General features: G+C 63.3%; 13 protein-coding genes. 9 read left to right on the plus strand and 4 right to left on the minus strand.

All coding sequences use genetic code 11. The annotated features are described in order from the left end of the window. Positions 1-44: 44 nt before the first annotated feature. From LDN90_RS11700 to LDN90_RS11730, 7 genes are all read left to right on the plus strand, one after another. A complete protein-coding gene (locus tag LDN90_RS11700; protein ID WP_223949191.1) occupies positions 45-986 on the plus strand; it encodes an ABC transporter permease in 942 nt (313 codons plus the stop codon). Then, positions 983-2,818 carry a dipeptide/oligopeptide/nickel ABC transporter permease/ATP-binding protein gene (locus tag LDN90_RS11705; RefSeq protein WP_223949192.1) on the plus strand — a complete coding sequence of 612 codons (1,836 nt, stop codon included), beginning with the start codon at positions 983-985 and terminating at the stop codon, positions 2,816-2,818. Before LDN90_RS11700 ends, LDN90_RS11705 begins: the two co-directional genes overlap by 4 nt. Next, positions 2,815-3,651, plus strand: coding sequence for an ATP-binding cassette domain-containing protein (locus tag LDN90_RS11710; protein ID WP_223949193.1), 837 nt, complete (start codon positions 2,815-2,817; stop codon positions 3,649-3,651). Before LDN90_RS11705 ends, LDN90_RS11710 begins: the two co-directional genes overlap by 4 nt. Before the next feature lie 78 nt (positions 3,652-3,729). After that, complete coding sequence (locus LDN90_RS11715) at positions 3,730-5,106, plus strand: sulfatase (protein WP_223949194.1); 1,377 nt, start codon at positions 3,730-3,732, stop codon at positions 5,104-5,106. After that, a complete protein-coding gene (locus LDN90_RS11720; RefSeq protein WP_223949195.1) occupies positions 5,103-6,773 on the plus strand; it encodes a sulfatase in 1,671 nt (556 codons plus the stop codon). Before LDN90_RS11715 ends, LDN90_RS11720 begins: the two co-directional genes overlap by 4 nt. A gap of 11 nt (positions 6,774-6,784) precedes the next feature. After that, entirely contained in the window at positions 6,785-9,238 is a 2,454-nt protein-coding gene (locus tag LDN90_RS11725) for a glycoside hydrolase family 3 C-terminal domain-containing protein (RefSeq protein WP_223949196.1), read from the plus strand. Positions 9,239-9,329: 91 nt separating this feature from the next. Continuing rightward, positions 9,330-10,838, plus strand: coding sequence for a sulfatase (locus LDN90_RS11730; RefSeq protein ID WP_223949197.1), 1,509 nt, complete (start codon positions 9,330-9,332; stop codon positions 10,836-10,838). 87 nt (positions 10,839-10,925) lie between these two features. Here LDN90_RS11730 and LDN90_RS11735 read toward each other — a convergent pair whose 3' ends face one another. The 4 genes from LDN90_RS11735 to LDN90_RS11750 all read right to left on the minus strand — a co-directional run bounded on the left by LDN90_RS11735 (position 10,926) and on the right by LDN90_RS11750 (position 14,575). Then, positions 10,926-11,684, minus strand: a complete 759-nt coding sequence (locus LDN90_RS11735; RefSeq protein ID WP_216923703.1) for a maleylpyruvate isomerase family mycothiol-dependent enzyme — start codon at positions 11,682-11,684, stop codon at positions 10,926-10,928. Then, positions 11,684-12,520, minus strand: coding sequence for a fumarylacetoacetate hydrolase family protein (locus LDN90_RS11740; protein WP_223949198.1), 837 nt, complete (start codon positions 12,518-12,520; stop codon positions 11,684-11,686). Before LDN90_RS11740 ends, LDN90_RS11735 begins: the two co-directional genes overlap by 1 nt. Next, positions 12,520-13,656: a cupin domain-containing protein gene (locus tag LDN90_RS11745; RefSeq protein WP_223949199.1), complete on the minus strand. Its 1,137-nt coding sequence runs from the start codon at positions 13,654-13,656 to the stop codon at positions 12,520-12,522. Before LDN90_RS11745 ends, LDN90_RS11740 begins: the two co-directional genes overlap by 1 nt. A gap of 112 nt (positions 13,657-13,768) precedes the next feature. Next, entirely contained in the window at positions 13,769-14,575 is an 807-nt protein-coding gene (locus LDN90_RS11750) for an IclR family transcriptional regulator (protein WP_223949200.1), read from the minus strand. A 48-nt stretch (positions 14,576-14,623) separates the two neighbouring features. Here LDN90_RS11750 and LDN90_RS11755 point away from each other — a divergent pair, with 48 nt between their 5' ends. After that, a complete protein-coding gene (locus LDN90_RS11755; protein WP_223949201.1) occupies positions 14,624-15,991 on the plus strand; it encodes an aromatic acid/H+ symport family MFS transporter in 1,368 nt (455 codons plus the stop codon). Then, entirely contained in the window at positions 15,984-17,243 is a 1,260-nt protein-coding gene (locus LDN90_RS11760) for an FAD-dependent oxidoreductase (RefSeq protein WP_223949202.1), read from the plus strand. Before LDN90_RS11755 ends, LDN90_RS11760 begins: the two co-directional genes overlap by 8 nt. The last annotated feature ends 98 nt before the right edge of the window (positions 17,244-17,341 follow it).

Below are 17,341 nucleotides of genomic sequence, written 5' to 3' on the forward strand. Positions count from 1 at the left end.
CCCACGGGCCCCCGGCACCCCATTTACCGAAAGACAAACCAGTCATGATTGCATTCATAGTGAGAAGGCTACTCACCGGCTTAGTACTGCTGGCGGCCATCACCACCTTCGGTTTCACGCTTCTCTACCTTGGTGGCGGCGACATCGCCAGGAAAATACTCGGCGAATCGGCCGACGCGCAGACTGTTGCTCAAAAGTCCCACGAATTGGGCCTCGACCGACCCGTCTTGGCCCAGTACGGCGACTGGGTGGCCCACGCCTTTTCGGGAGACTTTGGCTCGTCATGGTTCACTGGCCAGACGGTCTCGGCCGCCATTTTCTCCCGCCTCTCCGTTACTTTGTCCTTGGTCATCGGGACCGTTCTTGTAGTCGCAGTCGTCTCAGTTGTTCTAGGCGTGCTGGCTGCAACGAAGCGCGGCTGGATAGATAAAGTCGCCCAGCTTCTTGCCATCCTCGGCCACGCGATCCCTGGATTCCTCTTCGCCGTCGGCCTCGTGTTGTTCTTTGCACTAACCCTGGGTTGGTTCGATCCCACGGGTTACGTTCCCTTCACAGAGGACCCAACGGGGTGGGTGAAGACCGTGACTCTTCCGGTGATCGCGCTGGCACTGGGCGGCATCGCCAACGTCACCCAGCAGATCCGCGGTGCCGTCATCGATGCACTGCGCAACGACTACGTCCGCACCCTGCGGAGCCATGGAATTCCAGAACGCCGTGTCATCCTCAAACACGTTTTGCGGAACGCCGCTGGTCCGGCCCTCGCGGTCTTGGCCGTCATCTTCGTCGGTCTGCTCGGCGGTGCGGTCATCGTCGAACAGGTGTTTGCGATCCCCGGACTGGGACAAGTGGCAGTCCAGGCCACCACCCAAGGTGACATCCCACTGGTCATGGGCCTGCTCGTCGCGACAGGCGTCATCGTCATCGTTTTCAATCTCCTGGTCGACCTGGCCCAGGGTTGGCTCAACCCGAAAGTGCGTCTGTCATGATTTCTCCTGCACACACCACCGACCCCGAGATCGTTGTCGCCCCCCGCGACGCGTCAAAGGTCTCCCTTTTCCGCCGCGTCCTGCGCAACCCTCTGGCCGTCGCCTCCATGGGTTTCCTAGCGATTGCCGTCATCACGGCACTGTTCGCGCACTTCCTCGCCCCGCACGATCCGAACACGGCCGTGATCCAGAACGTCTTGGCTCCTCCCAACAGCGAGAACCTGCTGGGAGCGGACGGCGCAGGCCGGGACGTGCTGTCCAGGCTCATCTTCGGTGCACAGTTCAGCCTCGCCGGAGCACTGGTGGCGCTGCTTACCTCCATGATCATCGGTGTAAGCGGGGGCTTGCTCGCAGGCTACTTCGGAAAATGGATCGACACTGCCTGGACATGGGTGATCTCCCTGATGATGGCGTTGCCGACCATCATTGTCCTCCTGGCGGCCCGCGCCGTCGTGGGGCCCTCACTTTGGCTCTCAATGCTGATCTTCGGCGTCATGCTCTCTCCGGCGTTCTTCAGGCTCGTCTACGCCTCTGTTACAGCTGTACGGAACGAACTTTACGTCGACGCCGCACGCGTCTCGGGCCTCGGCGACGGACGCATTATTGCAGTCCATATCCTCTCCGTCGTCCGCGCCCCGATTGTTATCCAGTCGGCCATCGTTGGCGGCATCGCCCTGGCCGTCCAGTCCGGCCTCGAGTTCCTAGGCCTGGGGGACATCAACGTTCCCACCTGGGGTTCGATGCTCAGCGATGGTTTCACCAACCTCTACACCTCTCCCATGCTCATTCTGTGGCCGGCCCTCGCCATCGGATTGACGCTCATCTCGCTCACTTTGCTGGCCAACAGCCTCAGGGACGAGCTGGAGCGCTCCAACGCACCCCGCAAGCAACGCCGCAAGGCGAAGGCGCCGGCCGCGACGGAGGCTGAGGCGCCGTCGGAAATCATCCGGCACGAAGAATCGGGTGCGCCAGACGGAGAAGTGGTCCTGGAAGTGACCAACTTGTCCGTTGGTTATCCCAGCCCCGACGGCGGGTTGAAGAAGGTGGTCCACGATGTTTCCCTCACGGTCCGCAGGGGAGAAGTCCACGGGCTGGTCGGGGAATCCGGATCAGGTAAAACCCAGACGGCCTGGTCTATCCTCCGGTTACTGCCTGAAGGCGGCAAAATCGTGGGTGGCTCGATCCACTTCCAGGGCAGGGACCTTGCGAAGGTATCCGAAAGGGATATGCAAAAGATCCGGGGTCGAAGCATCGCCTACATCCCGCAGGAACCAATGTCCAACCTGGACCCCTCCTTCACAATCGGCAGCCAACTCGTCGAGCCGATGCAAATCCAGCTCGGAATATCCGCCAAGGAAGCAAAGGAACGAGCCCTGAGCCTGTTGGCTAGGGTGGGGATTCCCCATCCCGAGCGAACATTTGCCGCCTATCCGCACGAAGTCTCCGGTGGTATGGCCCAGCGCGTCCTGATCGCCGGAGCCATCTCCTGCAACCCTGACTTGCTGATTGCCGACGAACCCACAACTGCCCTGGATGTAACAGTCCAAGCCGAAGTCCTGGACCTCCTTCGGGACCTGCAGAAAGAGTTCCGTATGGCCGTTGTCCTTGTCACGCACAACTTTGGCGTCGTCGCCGACCTCTGTGACCGGGTGTCCGTCATGCGGCTCGGGCGAATCGTTGAAACCGGGCCCACAGAGCCGATCTTCGAAAGCCCCCGCCACCCCTACACCCAAGAGCTACTGGGTGCCATCCTCAGCGAGGCCGAACCCCGAGGCCCGCTCGTAACTGCCGGCAACTCTGCCAGCCCGTCCCCGAAGGGAGCAGTCCGATGAGTGAGTTGCTGCTTGACGTCCAAAACGTCACCGTCGAATACCCCGGCCATGGCTTCCGCGGCAATCCTTTCCGGGCGCTGCACAGCGTCTCCGTCGACGTCCACCGAGGCGAATGCGTTGGCCTGGTAGGGGAGTCAGGATCGGGCAAAACAACGCTTGGCAGGGCAGTCCTCGGCCTGGCCCCCGTCACCGACGGGCAGGTGCTCTTTCGCGGCGAGGACATTGCCCACGCAAGCCGTACGGACCGCCGTCGACTGGCGAGTGACATTCAGGTGGTTTTCCAGGACCCCTACACATCACTGAATCCGTCCTTGACCGTGGAACAAATCCTCTCCGAGCCGCTCGACGTCCGCAAAGTTCCCCGTTCTGAATCATCCAAGCGCATCAAGGACCTCTTCGACATGGTCCGCCTGCCGGCTGACGCAGGCAACAGGCTTCCCCGGGAATTCTCGGGAGGGCAGCGCCAGCGGATCGCGATCGCCCGTGCCTTGGCCCTGCAACCCGCGCTGATTGTGTGTGACGAGCCGGTCTCGGCTTTGGACCTCTCCACCCAGGCGCGGGTCCTGGAGCTCTTCAAGGATATTCAGGAGCAAACCCAGGTGGCATACCTCTTTGTCTCGCACGACCTCGAGGTGGTGCGGCACATCAGCCACCGCGTAGCAGTTATGTACCGGGGTGAAATCGTCGAATTCGGCGACGGCGACCAAGTCACCAGCCGCCCACAGCACCCGTACACACAACGTCTGTTCTTCGCGGCACCCGTGGCAGACCCGAAAGCCCAGGCACGCCGCCGGGAGGAGCGCCGACAATTGCTCGCCGCCCAGAATGCCTAACAACGTCTCAGGCGCTATCGACCACCGCACTCCGGCACGGACTAACTGCCATCTCTCGTACGAAGGAGAGGAAGAAGAATGACCAACATCCTGCTGATCACAGCTGATGACATGGATGGCAACACGCCGGGTTCCTTCGGAGGCCCCAAGGACGCCACCCCTAACCTTGACCGATTGGCCGCCGGGGGAATGGTCTTCAACCGCGCCCATGTCCCAGCGGCAGTCTGCCAACCCAGCCGGTCCGCCCTCATGACCGGGCTGTGGCCCCACCGTAACGGGGCCGAAGGATTCGAACCCATCCGCGAGGGCATCGGCGTCATCAACGACCACCTAAAACAGGCAGCCTACAAGGTGGGGATCCTAGGCAAAGTGGGCCACATCCAGCCGGTGGAGCGCTTCGGCTGGGACATGGCCGCAGACATGCGCCAGTTAGGGCTAGGGCGAAACCCGGAAGCCTACGGCAGCCTGGCCGAAGACTTCATCGCCAACGCATCGCATGAAGGCCGCCCCTGGTTCCTCATGGCCAATGCCCACGATCCCCACCGGCCCTTCCACGGCAGCATGGCTGAGCGGGAACTCTGGAGCGAAGCGGAACGGAACGAATATCCGGAGCCGTCAAAGGTCTTCGTCGCAGATGACGTTGAAGTCCCTGGATTCCTTCCCGACCTACCGGGTGTCCGACAGGAATATGCAGAGTACCTGAGCTCGTCCCGCAGGTGCGATGACGTCGTCGGAGCAGTGCTTGCTGCCCTCGACAGAACGGGAGCGGCAGAGGAGACCCTGGTGATCTTTATGTCGGACAACGGCATGGCCTTCCCGTTTGCGAAAGCGAACTGCTACCTCCGCAGCACGTTGACCCCGCTCATCGTCCGATGGCCTGGCGTGACCGCTCCGGGCAGCAGTAACGACGACGACTTCATCAGCATGCTCGATCTCTTCCCTACCTTCTGTGATGCCGCTGGTGTCGCCATACCGGACGGCATCGACGGCGTATCGATCACCCCGCTTCTGACAGGGGCAACGGAACAAGGACGGAATGAAGTCTTCAGTGTGTTCCACGAGACCTCGGCAAAGCAGCGCTTTGAGATGCGGTGCGTTCAGGACCTGCAGTACGGCTATATCTGGAACGGATGGGCTGATGGCAACACCGAATACCGCGCGGAGAACATGTGGGGTCTGACCTGGCCGGCGATGGTGGAGGCTGCCCCGACCAACGAGGCCATCCGGCAGCGCGCTGACTTCTACCTCACCCGTGCCCGTGAAGAACTGTATGACCTCTCTACCGATCCGGACTGCCTGACGAATCTGGTGGATAGCTCTGACCTCGCGCCGGTACTTGCCCGGAAAAGGAACAGTCTTTCGCGCTGGATGAGGAGCACGGGAGATCCGATGCTCGGGGAGTTTCAGTCTGGTATCGGACAACCAAACGAACACGCCGGAGTCCACACCCCATGAGCCTGCCCAATGTTGTGTGGATTTCGACGCACGACATCAACCCGGATCTTGGTTGCTACTCGGGCATCTGGCCCGGCGCCGAATATGCGCTCACGCCCAACTTGGACCGCTTGGCGGCCGAAGGCGCCCGTTTCGATCTGGCGTTCGCATCCGCACCTGTGTGCGCACCGGCGCGGTCGGCAATTCTGACCGGCTGCCATCCTGCTGCCATCGGTACCATGCACATGCGCACGAAGGCCGTTCCGCCCCCGGAGGTAAGGCTGCTGCCCGAAATCTTCCGACGTGCCGGCTACTACTGCACGAACAACTCCTTCACGGACTTCCAAGTGGACGTTCCGCCCATAGTTTTCGATGAGTGCAGCCCGACAGCACACTGGCGAAAGCGCCCAGGAGCGGACACCCCCTTTTTCGCCATGTTCCATGGCATGACCACCCACGAGTCGCAGATCTACCTTGATGAGGAGTCCTTTGAACAGGCCACTCCCAACGTTGCAGCGCAGAGGCGGCACCAGAGGGCGACGGCACCACTCCCGCCTTACTATCCCGACACTGAAGTGTTCCGGCGGGCCTGGGCACGCTACGCGGACCTGATCACGGAAATGGACCAGTGGGCTGGGAACATCCTCGGCCAGCTGGAGGAAGACGGACTCACTGGGAACACCATCGTGGTCTTCTGGAGCGACCACGGCAAAGGAATGCCGAGGGCGAAACGCTGGGCGACAGAAGCCGGCCTACGCGTGCCCCTGCTTCTGCGCTGGCCGGAAGTCATCCACCCCGGCACCGTCCGAACGGACCTCGTCCACACCATGGACCTGGCACCGACAATGCTCCAAGCAGCAGGTCTGGACGTTCCCGCCCACATGCACGGCAAGCCCCTCCTAGAACCGGATGGCAGCTTCAAGGACCGTCCCAACGACTACATATTTGGGGGACGGGATCGCATGGACGAATCAGAAGACACATCCCGGACCGTCCGTGACAGCCAATACCGTTACGTGAGGAACTTCCATCCTGACCGCTCACCCATGCCCCATATCGACTATCCCGACCACACTGCTACGTGGTCAGAACTCCGTCGCCTACGGGGCGAAGAAGCACGTCAGTTGGCATGCGGCGAACACCCCAGCCTCCTCAGCGACCTTCAGCGGAGCCTCGTCGCTGCCTCGAAGCCCGCTGAGGAACTCTACGACCTCAAGCATGACCCCCACGAAGCCCGCAACCTCGCACACGAACCCCGGCAGGCCGAAACTCTGCACCGTCTGAGGGCCGCGCTCCAAGCCTGGCAGAACGATATTCACGACCTGGGGATGATGCCGGAACAGCAGTTGCTGGACAGCTGGCGTCCTCATGGCCAGGCCCCTGTAACCGCGGCTCCCACCCTGTCAGTTACCGCCGAAGGCGTGGCGGCGAACTGCGCTACCCCGGGTGCGTCGATCGGGTGGACCTCATTACCAAAGCAGGCCGAAGTTCCCCGGAGGCTCATGGACCGGGTAACCGGCAGCCCAGCCGAGGACGGCCGGATATGGAATCTCTACACCGCCCCTGTGGTCCCCAACGAAGGCATGTCCCTGCGCTTCAAGGCCTGGCGTCTTGGCTTTGCGCCCAGTGACGAAAGCACCGCCGAGGCGACCACGGCCGGTCTCAGGACAGGCACCAAGCACCAATGAAAGAAGGAACGATGAAAACCCTCAGCGTAGACCGGCGCTTGGACTCCTTGGTCCAGGAGCTGTCCCTGGAGGAAAAAGTTCAGTTACTGACAGGCCGTGACTTCTGGACGACCATGCCGGTGGAAAAAATCGGGCTGCGCTCCATGGTGATGTCCGATGGCCCAAGTGGGGTCCGCGGCGAGATGTGGGACGAACGCCGGCCATCCATGAATTTCCCGTCGGCGACGGCCATCAGCTCGTCGTGGGATCCCGGCATTGCGGACCGGCTCGGTGCTGCTTCTGCCGTCGAGGCCCGCCGGAAAGGAGTGGACGTCGTCCTTGGCCCGACCATTAACCTGCACCGCTCCCCGCTGGGCGGCCGGCACTTTGAAGCCTTCAGTGAGGACCCCGTGCTCACGGGAGAACTGGCTGCCGCATACGTCAACGGCCTGCAGCGCAACGGCGTCGCCGCCACGCCGAAGCATTACGTCGCCAATGACTCTGAAACTGACCGATTTACCGTCGATGTGCAGGTCGATGAGCGGCCGCTGCGGGAGCTGTACCTTTTGGCGTTCGAAAAGGCCATCGTGGAGTCGCGGGCATGGTTGGTCATGAGCGCGTACAACTCGATCAATGGCACGACTGCTACCGAGAACGACCTGCTGGAGACCCCGTTGAACAGCGAATGGGGATTTGACGGTGTGGTCATTAGCGACTGGACGGCCGTGCGTAGCATCGACTCCGCGAAAGCATCCCAGGATCTGGTCATGCCAGGCCCCGACGGGCCCTGGGGGGAAGCGCTCGTGGCTGCGGTCAGGGCCGGAGACGTTTCGGAGGCAACTGTCGATCGGAAGGTGCTGCGAATCCTCCAGCTCGCTGCGCGAGTGGGGGCCCTGGAAGGTTTCGAGCCGGTGCAGGCAGAACCGGTGGATAGAGAGGACCTGGTGGCGTTCATCCGGGAAGCCTCCTCGGCGGGAACTGTCATGGTAAAGAACGACGGCGTGCTGCCGCTGGACAGCGCCGTGACGGGAAAAGTGGCCGTAATCGGGCACAACGCCAAATTCGCCAGGACACAGGGCGGCGGGTCCGCGACTGTCCTGCCGGAGAAGATCGTCTCCCCGCTGGAGGGGATCCAAGCCGCCTTCGGGACGGCGAACGTCACTTACAGCTTTGGCGCCATCGTGCAGGAAGGTGTCGCCGAGCTACCCTTGGCCCAGCTGATCAATCCTGTCACCCGTGAACCAGGACTGCGGGTCTCCTTCCTCGACGGCGCCGGTGGTGAGCTGTTCACGGAGGACCGCCGCTCCACGGCTCTCGTGTGGTTCGGTGGCGACGCACCGGTACGGGACTCTTCAACCGTGCGGCTGCACACTGTCTATACCCCGGACGAAACAGGCACCATCCGTCTCGGCGCAGCCACTGTCGGACGTACACGGCTCTACGTCAACGACGCGCTGCTTCATGAATCTGTCATTGAGATGGACGGCAAAGATATCGCCGAGTCCTTCCTCGCCCCGCCCTCCTCAACCGTTGAGGTCCCCGTCAGCGCCGGTGTTCCCATGGATATCCGCGTGGAACTGGACACCGCAGGCCGGACCGGTCCGTTGGAGAACGCCCTCAGCGTCACGCTCGGCACGGAACCCGCTGACACCGACTCTGAGGTGCTCATCATCGAAGCGGCCAGGGCCGCGCGGGAGGCCGACGTCGCCGTCGTTGTGGTCGGGACCAACTCGCGAGTCGAGTCTGAAGGCTACGACCGCACAACTCTGGATCTTCCCGGGCTACAGGACCGCCTGGTGCATGCCATCGCCGCAGCGAACCCGCGCACAATTGTGATTGTCAACGCAGGCTCGCCAGTCGTCATGCCTTGGCGACACGAGGTTGCCGCGATCCTGATCGGCTACTTCGGCGGCCAGGAATTCGGCAATGCCCTTACCGATATCCTCATCGGAACCACGGAACCGGGCGGGCGCCTGCCCACCACCTGGCCGGCGACTCAAGGGCCGGTCCCTGTCCTGAACACAACCCCCGACGCCGACGGCAAGCTCCGTTATGCAGAAGGAATTCACATCGGCTACCGTGCCTGGCTCAAAACCGGCGCCACCCCCGCTTACGAATTTGGATACGGCCTCGGCTACACCACCTGGAGCCTCGATACGTTCGACGCCCCGGCACAAGCAGCAGCGGGTATGGTCCTGCCACTGACCGTAACCCTGACCAACACCGGAAACCGAGCCGGCAAGAACGTGGTCCAGATCTACGCCGAAAAGCCGGATTCCGCCGTCGAACGTCCCGTGCGTTGGCTTGTCGCTTCAGCGCCCGTTTGGGCAGGCCCCGGCGAAACGGTGACCGCGACTATCGAGGTCCCAACCCGACTGCTCGCGTACTGGGACGAGGGGTGGACCTACGAAAGCGGTGAATACGCCCTGCGCCTCGGCACCTCGGTGACCGACCTCGGCATCACCAAGAAGGTTCAGCTCAACTGAACCCGATCTGCTCCGGCAACACTGACTAAGCGAATTACCGCCCGCACATTAAAGGGTGGACCGAACACCCAAGAACTTTAGAAAGGGAGAGATGTCCAATACCAACATCATCTTCATCATGTCCGATGACCACGCCGCCCACGCGATTTCTGCGTACGGCAGCCAGGTGAACACGACTCCGCATCTGGATCGCATCGCCGAAGGCGGCATGCGCTTTGATGCTGTCTACTGCACAAACTCAATCTGCAGCCCCTCGCGTGCCTCAATCCTCACTGGAACTTACAGCCACATCAACGGCGTATCGTCCATCTGGACGGAGATGGACTACCGCGTGCCTACTTTCGTGGACGTCCTTCATGCGCAGGGTTACAAGACCGCCCTCTTTGGAAAGTGGCACCTTGGAGAGCAAGGCGAGGCTCTGCCGCGGGGGTTCGACGAGTGGAAGATCTTTCCCGGGCAGGGTGACTACCTCGACCCCGAGATGATCGACCCCAGCGGGAGCACCACCGTGCCCGGCTATGCGACGGACATCGTTACGGACTTGTCCATAGACTGGTTGAACAAGCTGACGGGCGAGGAACCGTTCTGCATGCTGGTGCACCACAAGGCACCCCACCGCCCGTGGATTCCCGACGAGAAGCACAAGCATCTCTATGCTGACGGGCAGATCCCTGAACCGGAAACGTTTTTCGACGACTACGCCACGCGCAGCCAGGCCGTGCGAAATGTCCACATGACTATTGCCGACGATATGGGCGCCGACGACCTTAAGACTGAAGTTCCCGAAGAACTGCGCGGACCGGAAAACCGGGAAGCGCGGATGCGGTGGAAGTACCAAATCTACATGCGCGATTACCTGCAGTGCATCCAATCCATCGACGACAACGTAGGTAGGCTCCTGGACTACCTCGACGAACGCGGCCTCTCTGAGAACACACTCGTCGTGTACACATCGGACCAAGGGTTCTTCCTCGGCGACCACGGCTGGTTCGACAAACGCCTCATGTTCGACCAGTCGCTGCAAATGCCGTTGTTGATGAAATGGCCGGCCGAAATTGCACCTGGCAGCCGCTGCGAAGCCATCATCACAAATGTCGATTTCGCTGCCACCTTCTTGGATATTGCTGGCATCAAGGCAGAGGGCGCGCTTCCCACATCGCAAGGCCGCAGCTTCCGCCCCCTTCTCAGGGGAGAAGAGATCGATGACTGGCCCGACGCCGCGTACTACCGTTATTGGGAACACGATGACCCGATCCACGCAGCCCCCGGACACTACGGCATACGCACAGCGGACTACAAGCTCATCCACTACTACAATGACGGGCTCGACGTGCCCGGTGCCTCGCAACGAGTATTCGAAGCAGAGTGGGAACTCTACGACCTCCATAACGATCCCACCGAAGTTCGAAATGTGGCTGATGACCCCGCATACGCGCTCATTCGGACCGAACTCGAACAAAAACTGGCGGAATATCAGCGCCACTACCGGGACGAACCCTATGCTGGGCCCGGCACGCCGCACCCTGAATGGGGCCCTCACGACGAAACCACCCTCGAACGCGTCGAGACATACGTCCAAGCCCTCCGATCATCAAGCTGACCTGCAAGCCACCCACCCCAGGGCTTCTGCATCAACGCCGCTCAGTGGACGAGCTGCTCCTGCAAGGAATGATTCAGATTGCCCGCCTCAGATCCACTCAGGAGCCGGAGGCGCCGGGCTGACGGATTTGCCTCCACTGCGGGCAAGAACGCCGGCTGCTCCGCGGCCGGCGGCCCAACAGGCGATGTCCGCCAGGGAGCCCCTAATCTCCAGCGGTGAAACAGCCGCAGTATCGCCGAACATCAAGGCGGCGGGTTGGTCCGTCACTTCAACCACCAGGTCCTTGTCGGTGCCGCGCGTCTTCCAAGCTCCGGTGATGTCCTTGAGCAGACGCGCCAGGACAGGGGCCGGAATGTCAGCGAAGCTTGCCCCGTTGTCCAGGTCCACGGCGTGCACCCACACCTCCCGGGTGCGCATCCACACCGTTTCCTCCGCGGGAACCACCCGGCCCTGCACGGTCTTGACCTTGTGGTGCCAGGAATCGGCGGCCAGGTCCCGCCATTCGACGTTGAGGTGCACTGCCGAGTGGTCGAACAGGTTCCGCAACGCGATGGGACTCAGCGTGGCGCCGAAGTCGATCTCATGGTTCCGGACCTCCACAGAAGGGTACATCGGCGTTTCCACGCCCGTGGCCGCCCACTCCACCAGCCGTGCGATTGCCCGGGCGTTGTAGCCGACGTGGGCCACGACGTGCCGCCGGGTCCAGCCCGGCAGCAGCGAGGCGCCGTCCAGCTCCGCATCCGTCAGTTCGTTCAGCTTGCGGGCAAAGAACGCCGTCCCACGCCGTGCCTGCAGCAGTCCCTCGAGGAGCACCGGGTCGGTGGTCTGATCGCGCCGTGCAACCATCAGGCTTCCTTGACCACGCGGTTCGTTAGCTGGCCCAGACCCTCGATGGTGGTGACCAGGATCTGGCCTTCCTGCAGGTAGCGCTTGGGATCCTGTGCGTGGCCGACGCCGCCAGGGGTGCCGGTCGCGATCACGTCGCCCGGGTTCAGCGTAATGATCGTGGAGATGTAAGACACCAGGAATTCGGGGGTGAACACCAAATCCGATGTGGGAGTGGACTGCTGGACTTCGCCGTCCACCGCCGAGGTCATCAGCGGGCCGGTGGTGAATTCGTCCTTGGTGACAAGTGCGGGGCCGAACGGGGTGGATTTCTCCCACGTCTTGCCCTGCAGCCACTGGATGGTGCGGAACTGGTAATCACGCATGGAGACATCGTTGAGCACAGAGTAGCCAGCGATGTGGTCCGCTGCTTCCGATTCGGGGACACGGCGGCCCGTCTTGCCGATCACGACGGCGAGCTCAGCTTCCCAGTCCACAGTGTCCGATTCCTGCGGCAGGGCAAGGTCGTCGTTGGGCCCGATCAACGATTCGGCGTATTTGGCGAAGAGGGTGGGGTGCTCGGGAACTTCGCGGCCCATCTCCTTGATGTGGTTACGGTAGTTGTGGCCCACGCAGATGATCTTCCCTGGGGCGGGCACGACGGCGGCGAGGTCCGCGCCGTCCAGCGCGTGCGTTGCGCCGTTGGCTGCCCTCGCCGTGGTTTCCCAGTCGGGATCCTGCAGGAGGGCGCCGACGTCGGAAAAGCCCGGGATCTCGGTGAGGGTGTCGCCGTCCTGGCGGACAGCCGTGGTTACTGTCTTGTCCTCAACAGAGGTGCGGAGGGTAAGGAGTCTCATTACTTGGTGTGTCCTTCGATGTAGGTTCGGTTGAAGTTCAGGCGTTCGAAGATGGGGGCGTCGGAGAAGCGGAACAGGTCAAACTCACCATCGACCGAGGCTTCCAGGGACCACTGTGCCCAGGAAGGGACAACGAACAGGTCACCCTTGGCGAGAGTCCGGCGCTCGCCGTCGAGTACCACCGTGCCGGTGCCATCGAAGACCTGCCAGACGCTGGACCCAACTTCGCGGAGTGGCTCGGTGGAGGCTCCGGCGCGGAAGCGGTGGAACTCGGCACGGATGGTGGGCATCACGTCGCCCCCGGTGGTGGGGTTGGTGTAGCGGACGGCGGCGTGGCCCTGTGACACCGTTGCCGGGTGGCCTTCGTCCTCGAGGAGCAGTTGTTCGCGCAGGGCTGCGTCGGTGTGCTCCCAGCGGTACGCGGCGATGGGGGAGTTGGTGGTGTTCTCCAGTCCGGAAAGCGGACGCAGGCCGGGGTGCGCCCACAACCGCTCGGAACGGGAGATATCCGGGGTTGCCTCGTCAGTGACGCGTTCGGTGCCGAACTCGAAGAACCCGGCATCGGTGTAATGCACGAACGGGATGTCCAGGCCGTCGATCCAGGCCATCGGCTGGTCGGTGTCGTTGTGGTGGCCGTGGAAGTTCCAGCCCGGGGTGAGCAGAAAGTCACCGCGGCGCATGGCCACGGGATCGCCGTTCACCACGGTCCACACGCCCTCGCCCTCCACGACGAACCGGAACGCGTTCTGGGAGTGGCGGTGCTCGGGGGCCGTTTCGTGACCTCCGAGGTACTGGATGGCAGCCCAGAGAGTGGGTGTGGCGTACGGGGTGTTGCCCAGGCCCGGGTTGGCCAGTGCAATGGCGCGGCGTTCGCCGCCGCGGCCCACGGGTACCAGATCTCCGGCGCGGGCGGCCAGCGGGTAGAGGTCGTTCCACCTCCACACGTGCGGCACCGCCTTAGGGGACGGGACCATCGGCATGAGATCCGCGATCTCCGTCCACAGCGGGATCAGGTTCTCGCTGTCGAAGTCGCGGTAGAGCTGTTCCAGCTGGGCAGCCTCTTCGGGGGTGGGTTCCGGGACGGACATGCCCTGGGCAACGGACTCGTGCGTGGGGTTATCGGCGCTGATGGACACGGTGGCCTTCTCCTTGCGTGCGGACTGAATACGGCGTGGATTCGACACTAAGGAGTGCGCGGTTGTGATGCCCAACATATTCTGTTGTGCAGAATAAAACGCCGCGGCCGGGTCAGAGCCTGTCTGCGGTGTTTAGCGGGTTGGCGGCGATGTCGATCTCGAGCTGCCGCCGGGTTTCCATCATCACTGCCACCAGGCCGGCGTCGAACAGTCGCCGGAACCGGGCCACGGGGGTGGCCACGCTAATGGCGCCTACCACGTTGCCCAGGCCATTGTGGAGGGCGATGCCGAAGGCGCTGATGCCTTCCTCGGTTCCTTCGAAGTTGGCGGCGAAGCCGTTGGTCCGGATGGTGTCCAGCTCGCGGAGGAATCCGGGGTATTCATCGTCCGGGATGTTGTCCCCGCCGATTTCGGCGTTGGGGCTGCGAAACAGCTGTTCGAGCATGCCTGGGTCCAGTTCGGCGAGCATAGCCTTGCCGCCCGAGGCTTTGTTTGCGGGCATTACTGTCCCCTGCCGGTCTCCCACGCGCAAGGTGTTGGTGCCCTCTACGGTGTCCAGGAACCGCACCTTCGTGCCCACCCGGATCATGAGGTTTACGGTCTCACTGGTCCGCGAGGACAGCAGCTCCATGTGCGGCCGCGAGATTTCCCGCAGTGGCCCGGTCCAGCTCACGCCCGCGGGCCCGGCACCCATGGCAGGTCCGGGAACGTAGCGGCGTGACTCGTCCTGGACGGCAAATCCGCGGTAAACCAGCATGGCTAGTAGGCGGTGGGCCGTGGACGGCGCCACCTTCAACTCCTCCGCTGCGTCCTTGACCCGAAGCCTGCCGACGTCGCGTAGCAGCTGCAGGAGCTGCAGGGCATTGTCCACGGCTTCGATGGGGTACGTCGGCAACTTCCGAGCGGGAAGATTCTGCATGACAGAATGTTATAGGTGTCGCCGCACGGTGGCCAGCACAGTGGTGGGATGAATCACATCCCTTCCGCTGCAGCGCCGCAGCGACATGCCTCGACTCCCGCCCCGGCTGGAGCCCGGGCAGGATCTCCCTCCGGCGCAGGCACCCCCCTCGGCGCAGGCACCGGCCCCGCCGCGTTCCCCAAGCGTTCGATAATGGCTGTTCTGGTTTGCTGGCTGCTGGTGGTCTTCGACGGCTACGACCTCATTGTCTACGGCACAGTGCAGGGATCGCTGATCAGCGATACCGGCTGGGGCCTAACCAAGGCCACCGCCGGAACCATCGGCTCCATGGCGTTCGTCGGAATGATGATCGGCGCCATCTTTGCTGGCAGGATGTCCGACTCCTGGGGGCGGCGCCGGACTATCCTCGGCTGTGCCGTGGTGTTCTCCGTTTTCACCATCCTGTGTGCCTTCGCCCCTAACGCCTTCATCTTCGGAGCGCTCCGGCTACTGGCCGGCATCGGCCTGGGCGGCCTGGTGCCGTCGGCCAACGCCTTGGTGGCTGAACTCGTGCCACCCAAGTGGCGGTCCACCATTGCCACGCTGATGATGTCCGGTGTCCCCATCGGCGGATCGATTGCGGCGCTGGCGGGCATCCCGCTTATCCCCGCGTTCGGCTGGCCCGTCATGTTCCTCGTGGGCGTCCTCGCCCTGGTGGTGGTTATCCCGCTCGGCCTGCGCTACCTGCCTGAAACGCTGCCCTCCGAGGCAGGAAAGGCCCCTGATCAGGCTGCGAACAGAAACCAGGCTGCCGGCAAAAAGCCGGGGGGCTTCGGCTCACTGCTCCGCCCGCCCTTCCTTGGCCTCAGCGTGCTGTACGCCTTGGCTACGCTGGCCACCCTGTTCGCCTGGTACGGTCTGGGAACCTGGCTGCCGAACCTCATGCAGCTTGCTGGGTACAACCTCGGCTCCGCCCTGACTTTTGCCCTTGCCCTGAACCTCGGCGCCGTGGCCGGATCGGTGATCACTGCCTGGGCCGGCACCCGCTTCGGGCCGGTTCCGACGGCGATCGCGGCAGCCGCCGTCGCCGCCGCAGGCCTCCTGGTGCTGGTTACCGGGCCGCCGGTCGCCGTCGTCTACCTCATGTTGGTGCTTGCCGGTGTGGGTACGCACGGAACCCAGTGCCTCATCATTGCCGCAGTCGCCAGCCACTACCCGGCACACTTGCGCGGCACTGCGCTGGGCTGGGCCCTGGGCGTAGGCCGCATCGGCGCCGTGGCCGCACCCCAGATTGGGGGACTGCTGCTCGCCGCAGGCCTGGGCGTCAACTCGAACTTCCTGGCATTCGCCGGGGCCGCCGCCGTAGCAGCCATCCTGCTCGGCTTCATCATCACCAAGAATTCAACATCCAAAGCAGTAGGAGAATCACATGTCTAAAGACGCAGCGACCACCGACGTCCTGATAGTGGGGGGCGGCATGGCCGGCTTGGCCGGCGCCTTGGCCCTGAAGGAAAATGGTGCCCAAGTGACCCTGGTGGAGGTAGCCCCGGCCTTCGGTGAAGTGGGCGCCGGCCTGCAGATGGCACCCAACGCCTCCCGTGTCCTCAAGCGCTGGGGCCTGTTGGAGAAGGCGTTGGAAATCGGCGTTCAGCCCAAACACCTTGTGTTCCGCGACGCCGTTACCGGCGAGGAGCTGACGCGCCAGACGCTGGGTGGCGAATTCGAGGAGCGCTACGGTGCCCCCTACGTGGTGATCCACCGCAGCGACCTGCACCGCATCCTGCTCGAGGCCTGCCAGGAAGCCGGGGTGGAGCTGGTCAATGACGTCCTGGTGCAGAAGGTGGAAACCGAGGGGGACAAGGCGCGCGCATACACCGCTTCGGGCGCTGTGTACCAGGCCGACGCCGTCCTGGCCGCCGACGGCCTGAAGTCCACCTTGCGCGCTGGCGTCGCGAACGACGGTCCGGTCTCCTCCGCATACGTCGCCTACCGCGGCACCGTGCCCATCACCCCCGAGACCCCGGCCGCGGACCTTGAGGACGTCATAGTCTACCTCGGCCCCAACTGCCACTTGGTGCAGTACCCGCTGCGCAAGGGTGAACTGCTGAATACCGTGGCGGTCTTCAAGTCCGCTTCCTTCGAACGTGGCGAAGAACAGTACGGCGGGGTGGACGAGCTCGAAGCCGCCTACGCCGACTGCATCCCGGCCGTACAGGAAGCCTTGAAGAACCTGGCCACCGGCATCCGCTGGCCCATGTATGACCGGGACCCGATCGAAGACTGGGTTGCCGGCCGGATGGCCCTCATCGGCGATGCCGCGCACCCCATGCTGCAGTACCTGGCCCAGGGCGCCTGCCAGGCGCTTGAGGATGCGGCCGTTCTGCAGGATGCGACGCAGGGCCTTGTCTTTACGGAGGAAGGCGTCAACCCCGGTGCGTGGGAGGCAGCGTTTAGCGCGTTCAATGGAGCCCGCGCAGCCCGGACCGCCCGGGTCCAGCGCACCGCCCGGATCTGGGGCGAGTCCTGGCACGTGGACGGGGTGGCCCGGCTACTGCGGAACATGCTGTTCAAGAGCCGCGGCGACAACAACTTTCAGTACAACGACTGGCTGTACGGCCGCAACGAGCCGGGCGTTCCGGCCGAAGTTCCAGCCGGTGCTTCGGCACAGGGAAACCTCGTGGAGGCCTAAGCACCCCAGTGTCAGGCGGGCGTACGACGGCGGGTGGCTCCCGCCGTCGTGCGCCCGCCTTTCCTTTCGGTAAAGGGTGCGGCGGAATAGAACAATAA

Source organism: Arthrobacter sp. NtRootA1, assembly GCF_019976975.1.
In the GTDB taxonomy this organism is placed as follows: Bacteria; Actinomycetota; Actinomycetes; order Actinomycetales; family Micrococcaceae; genus Arthrobacter; species Arthrobacter aromaticivorans.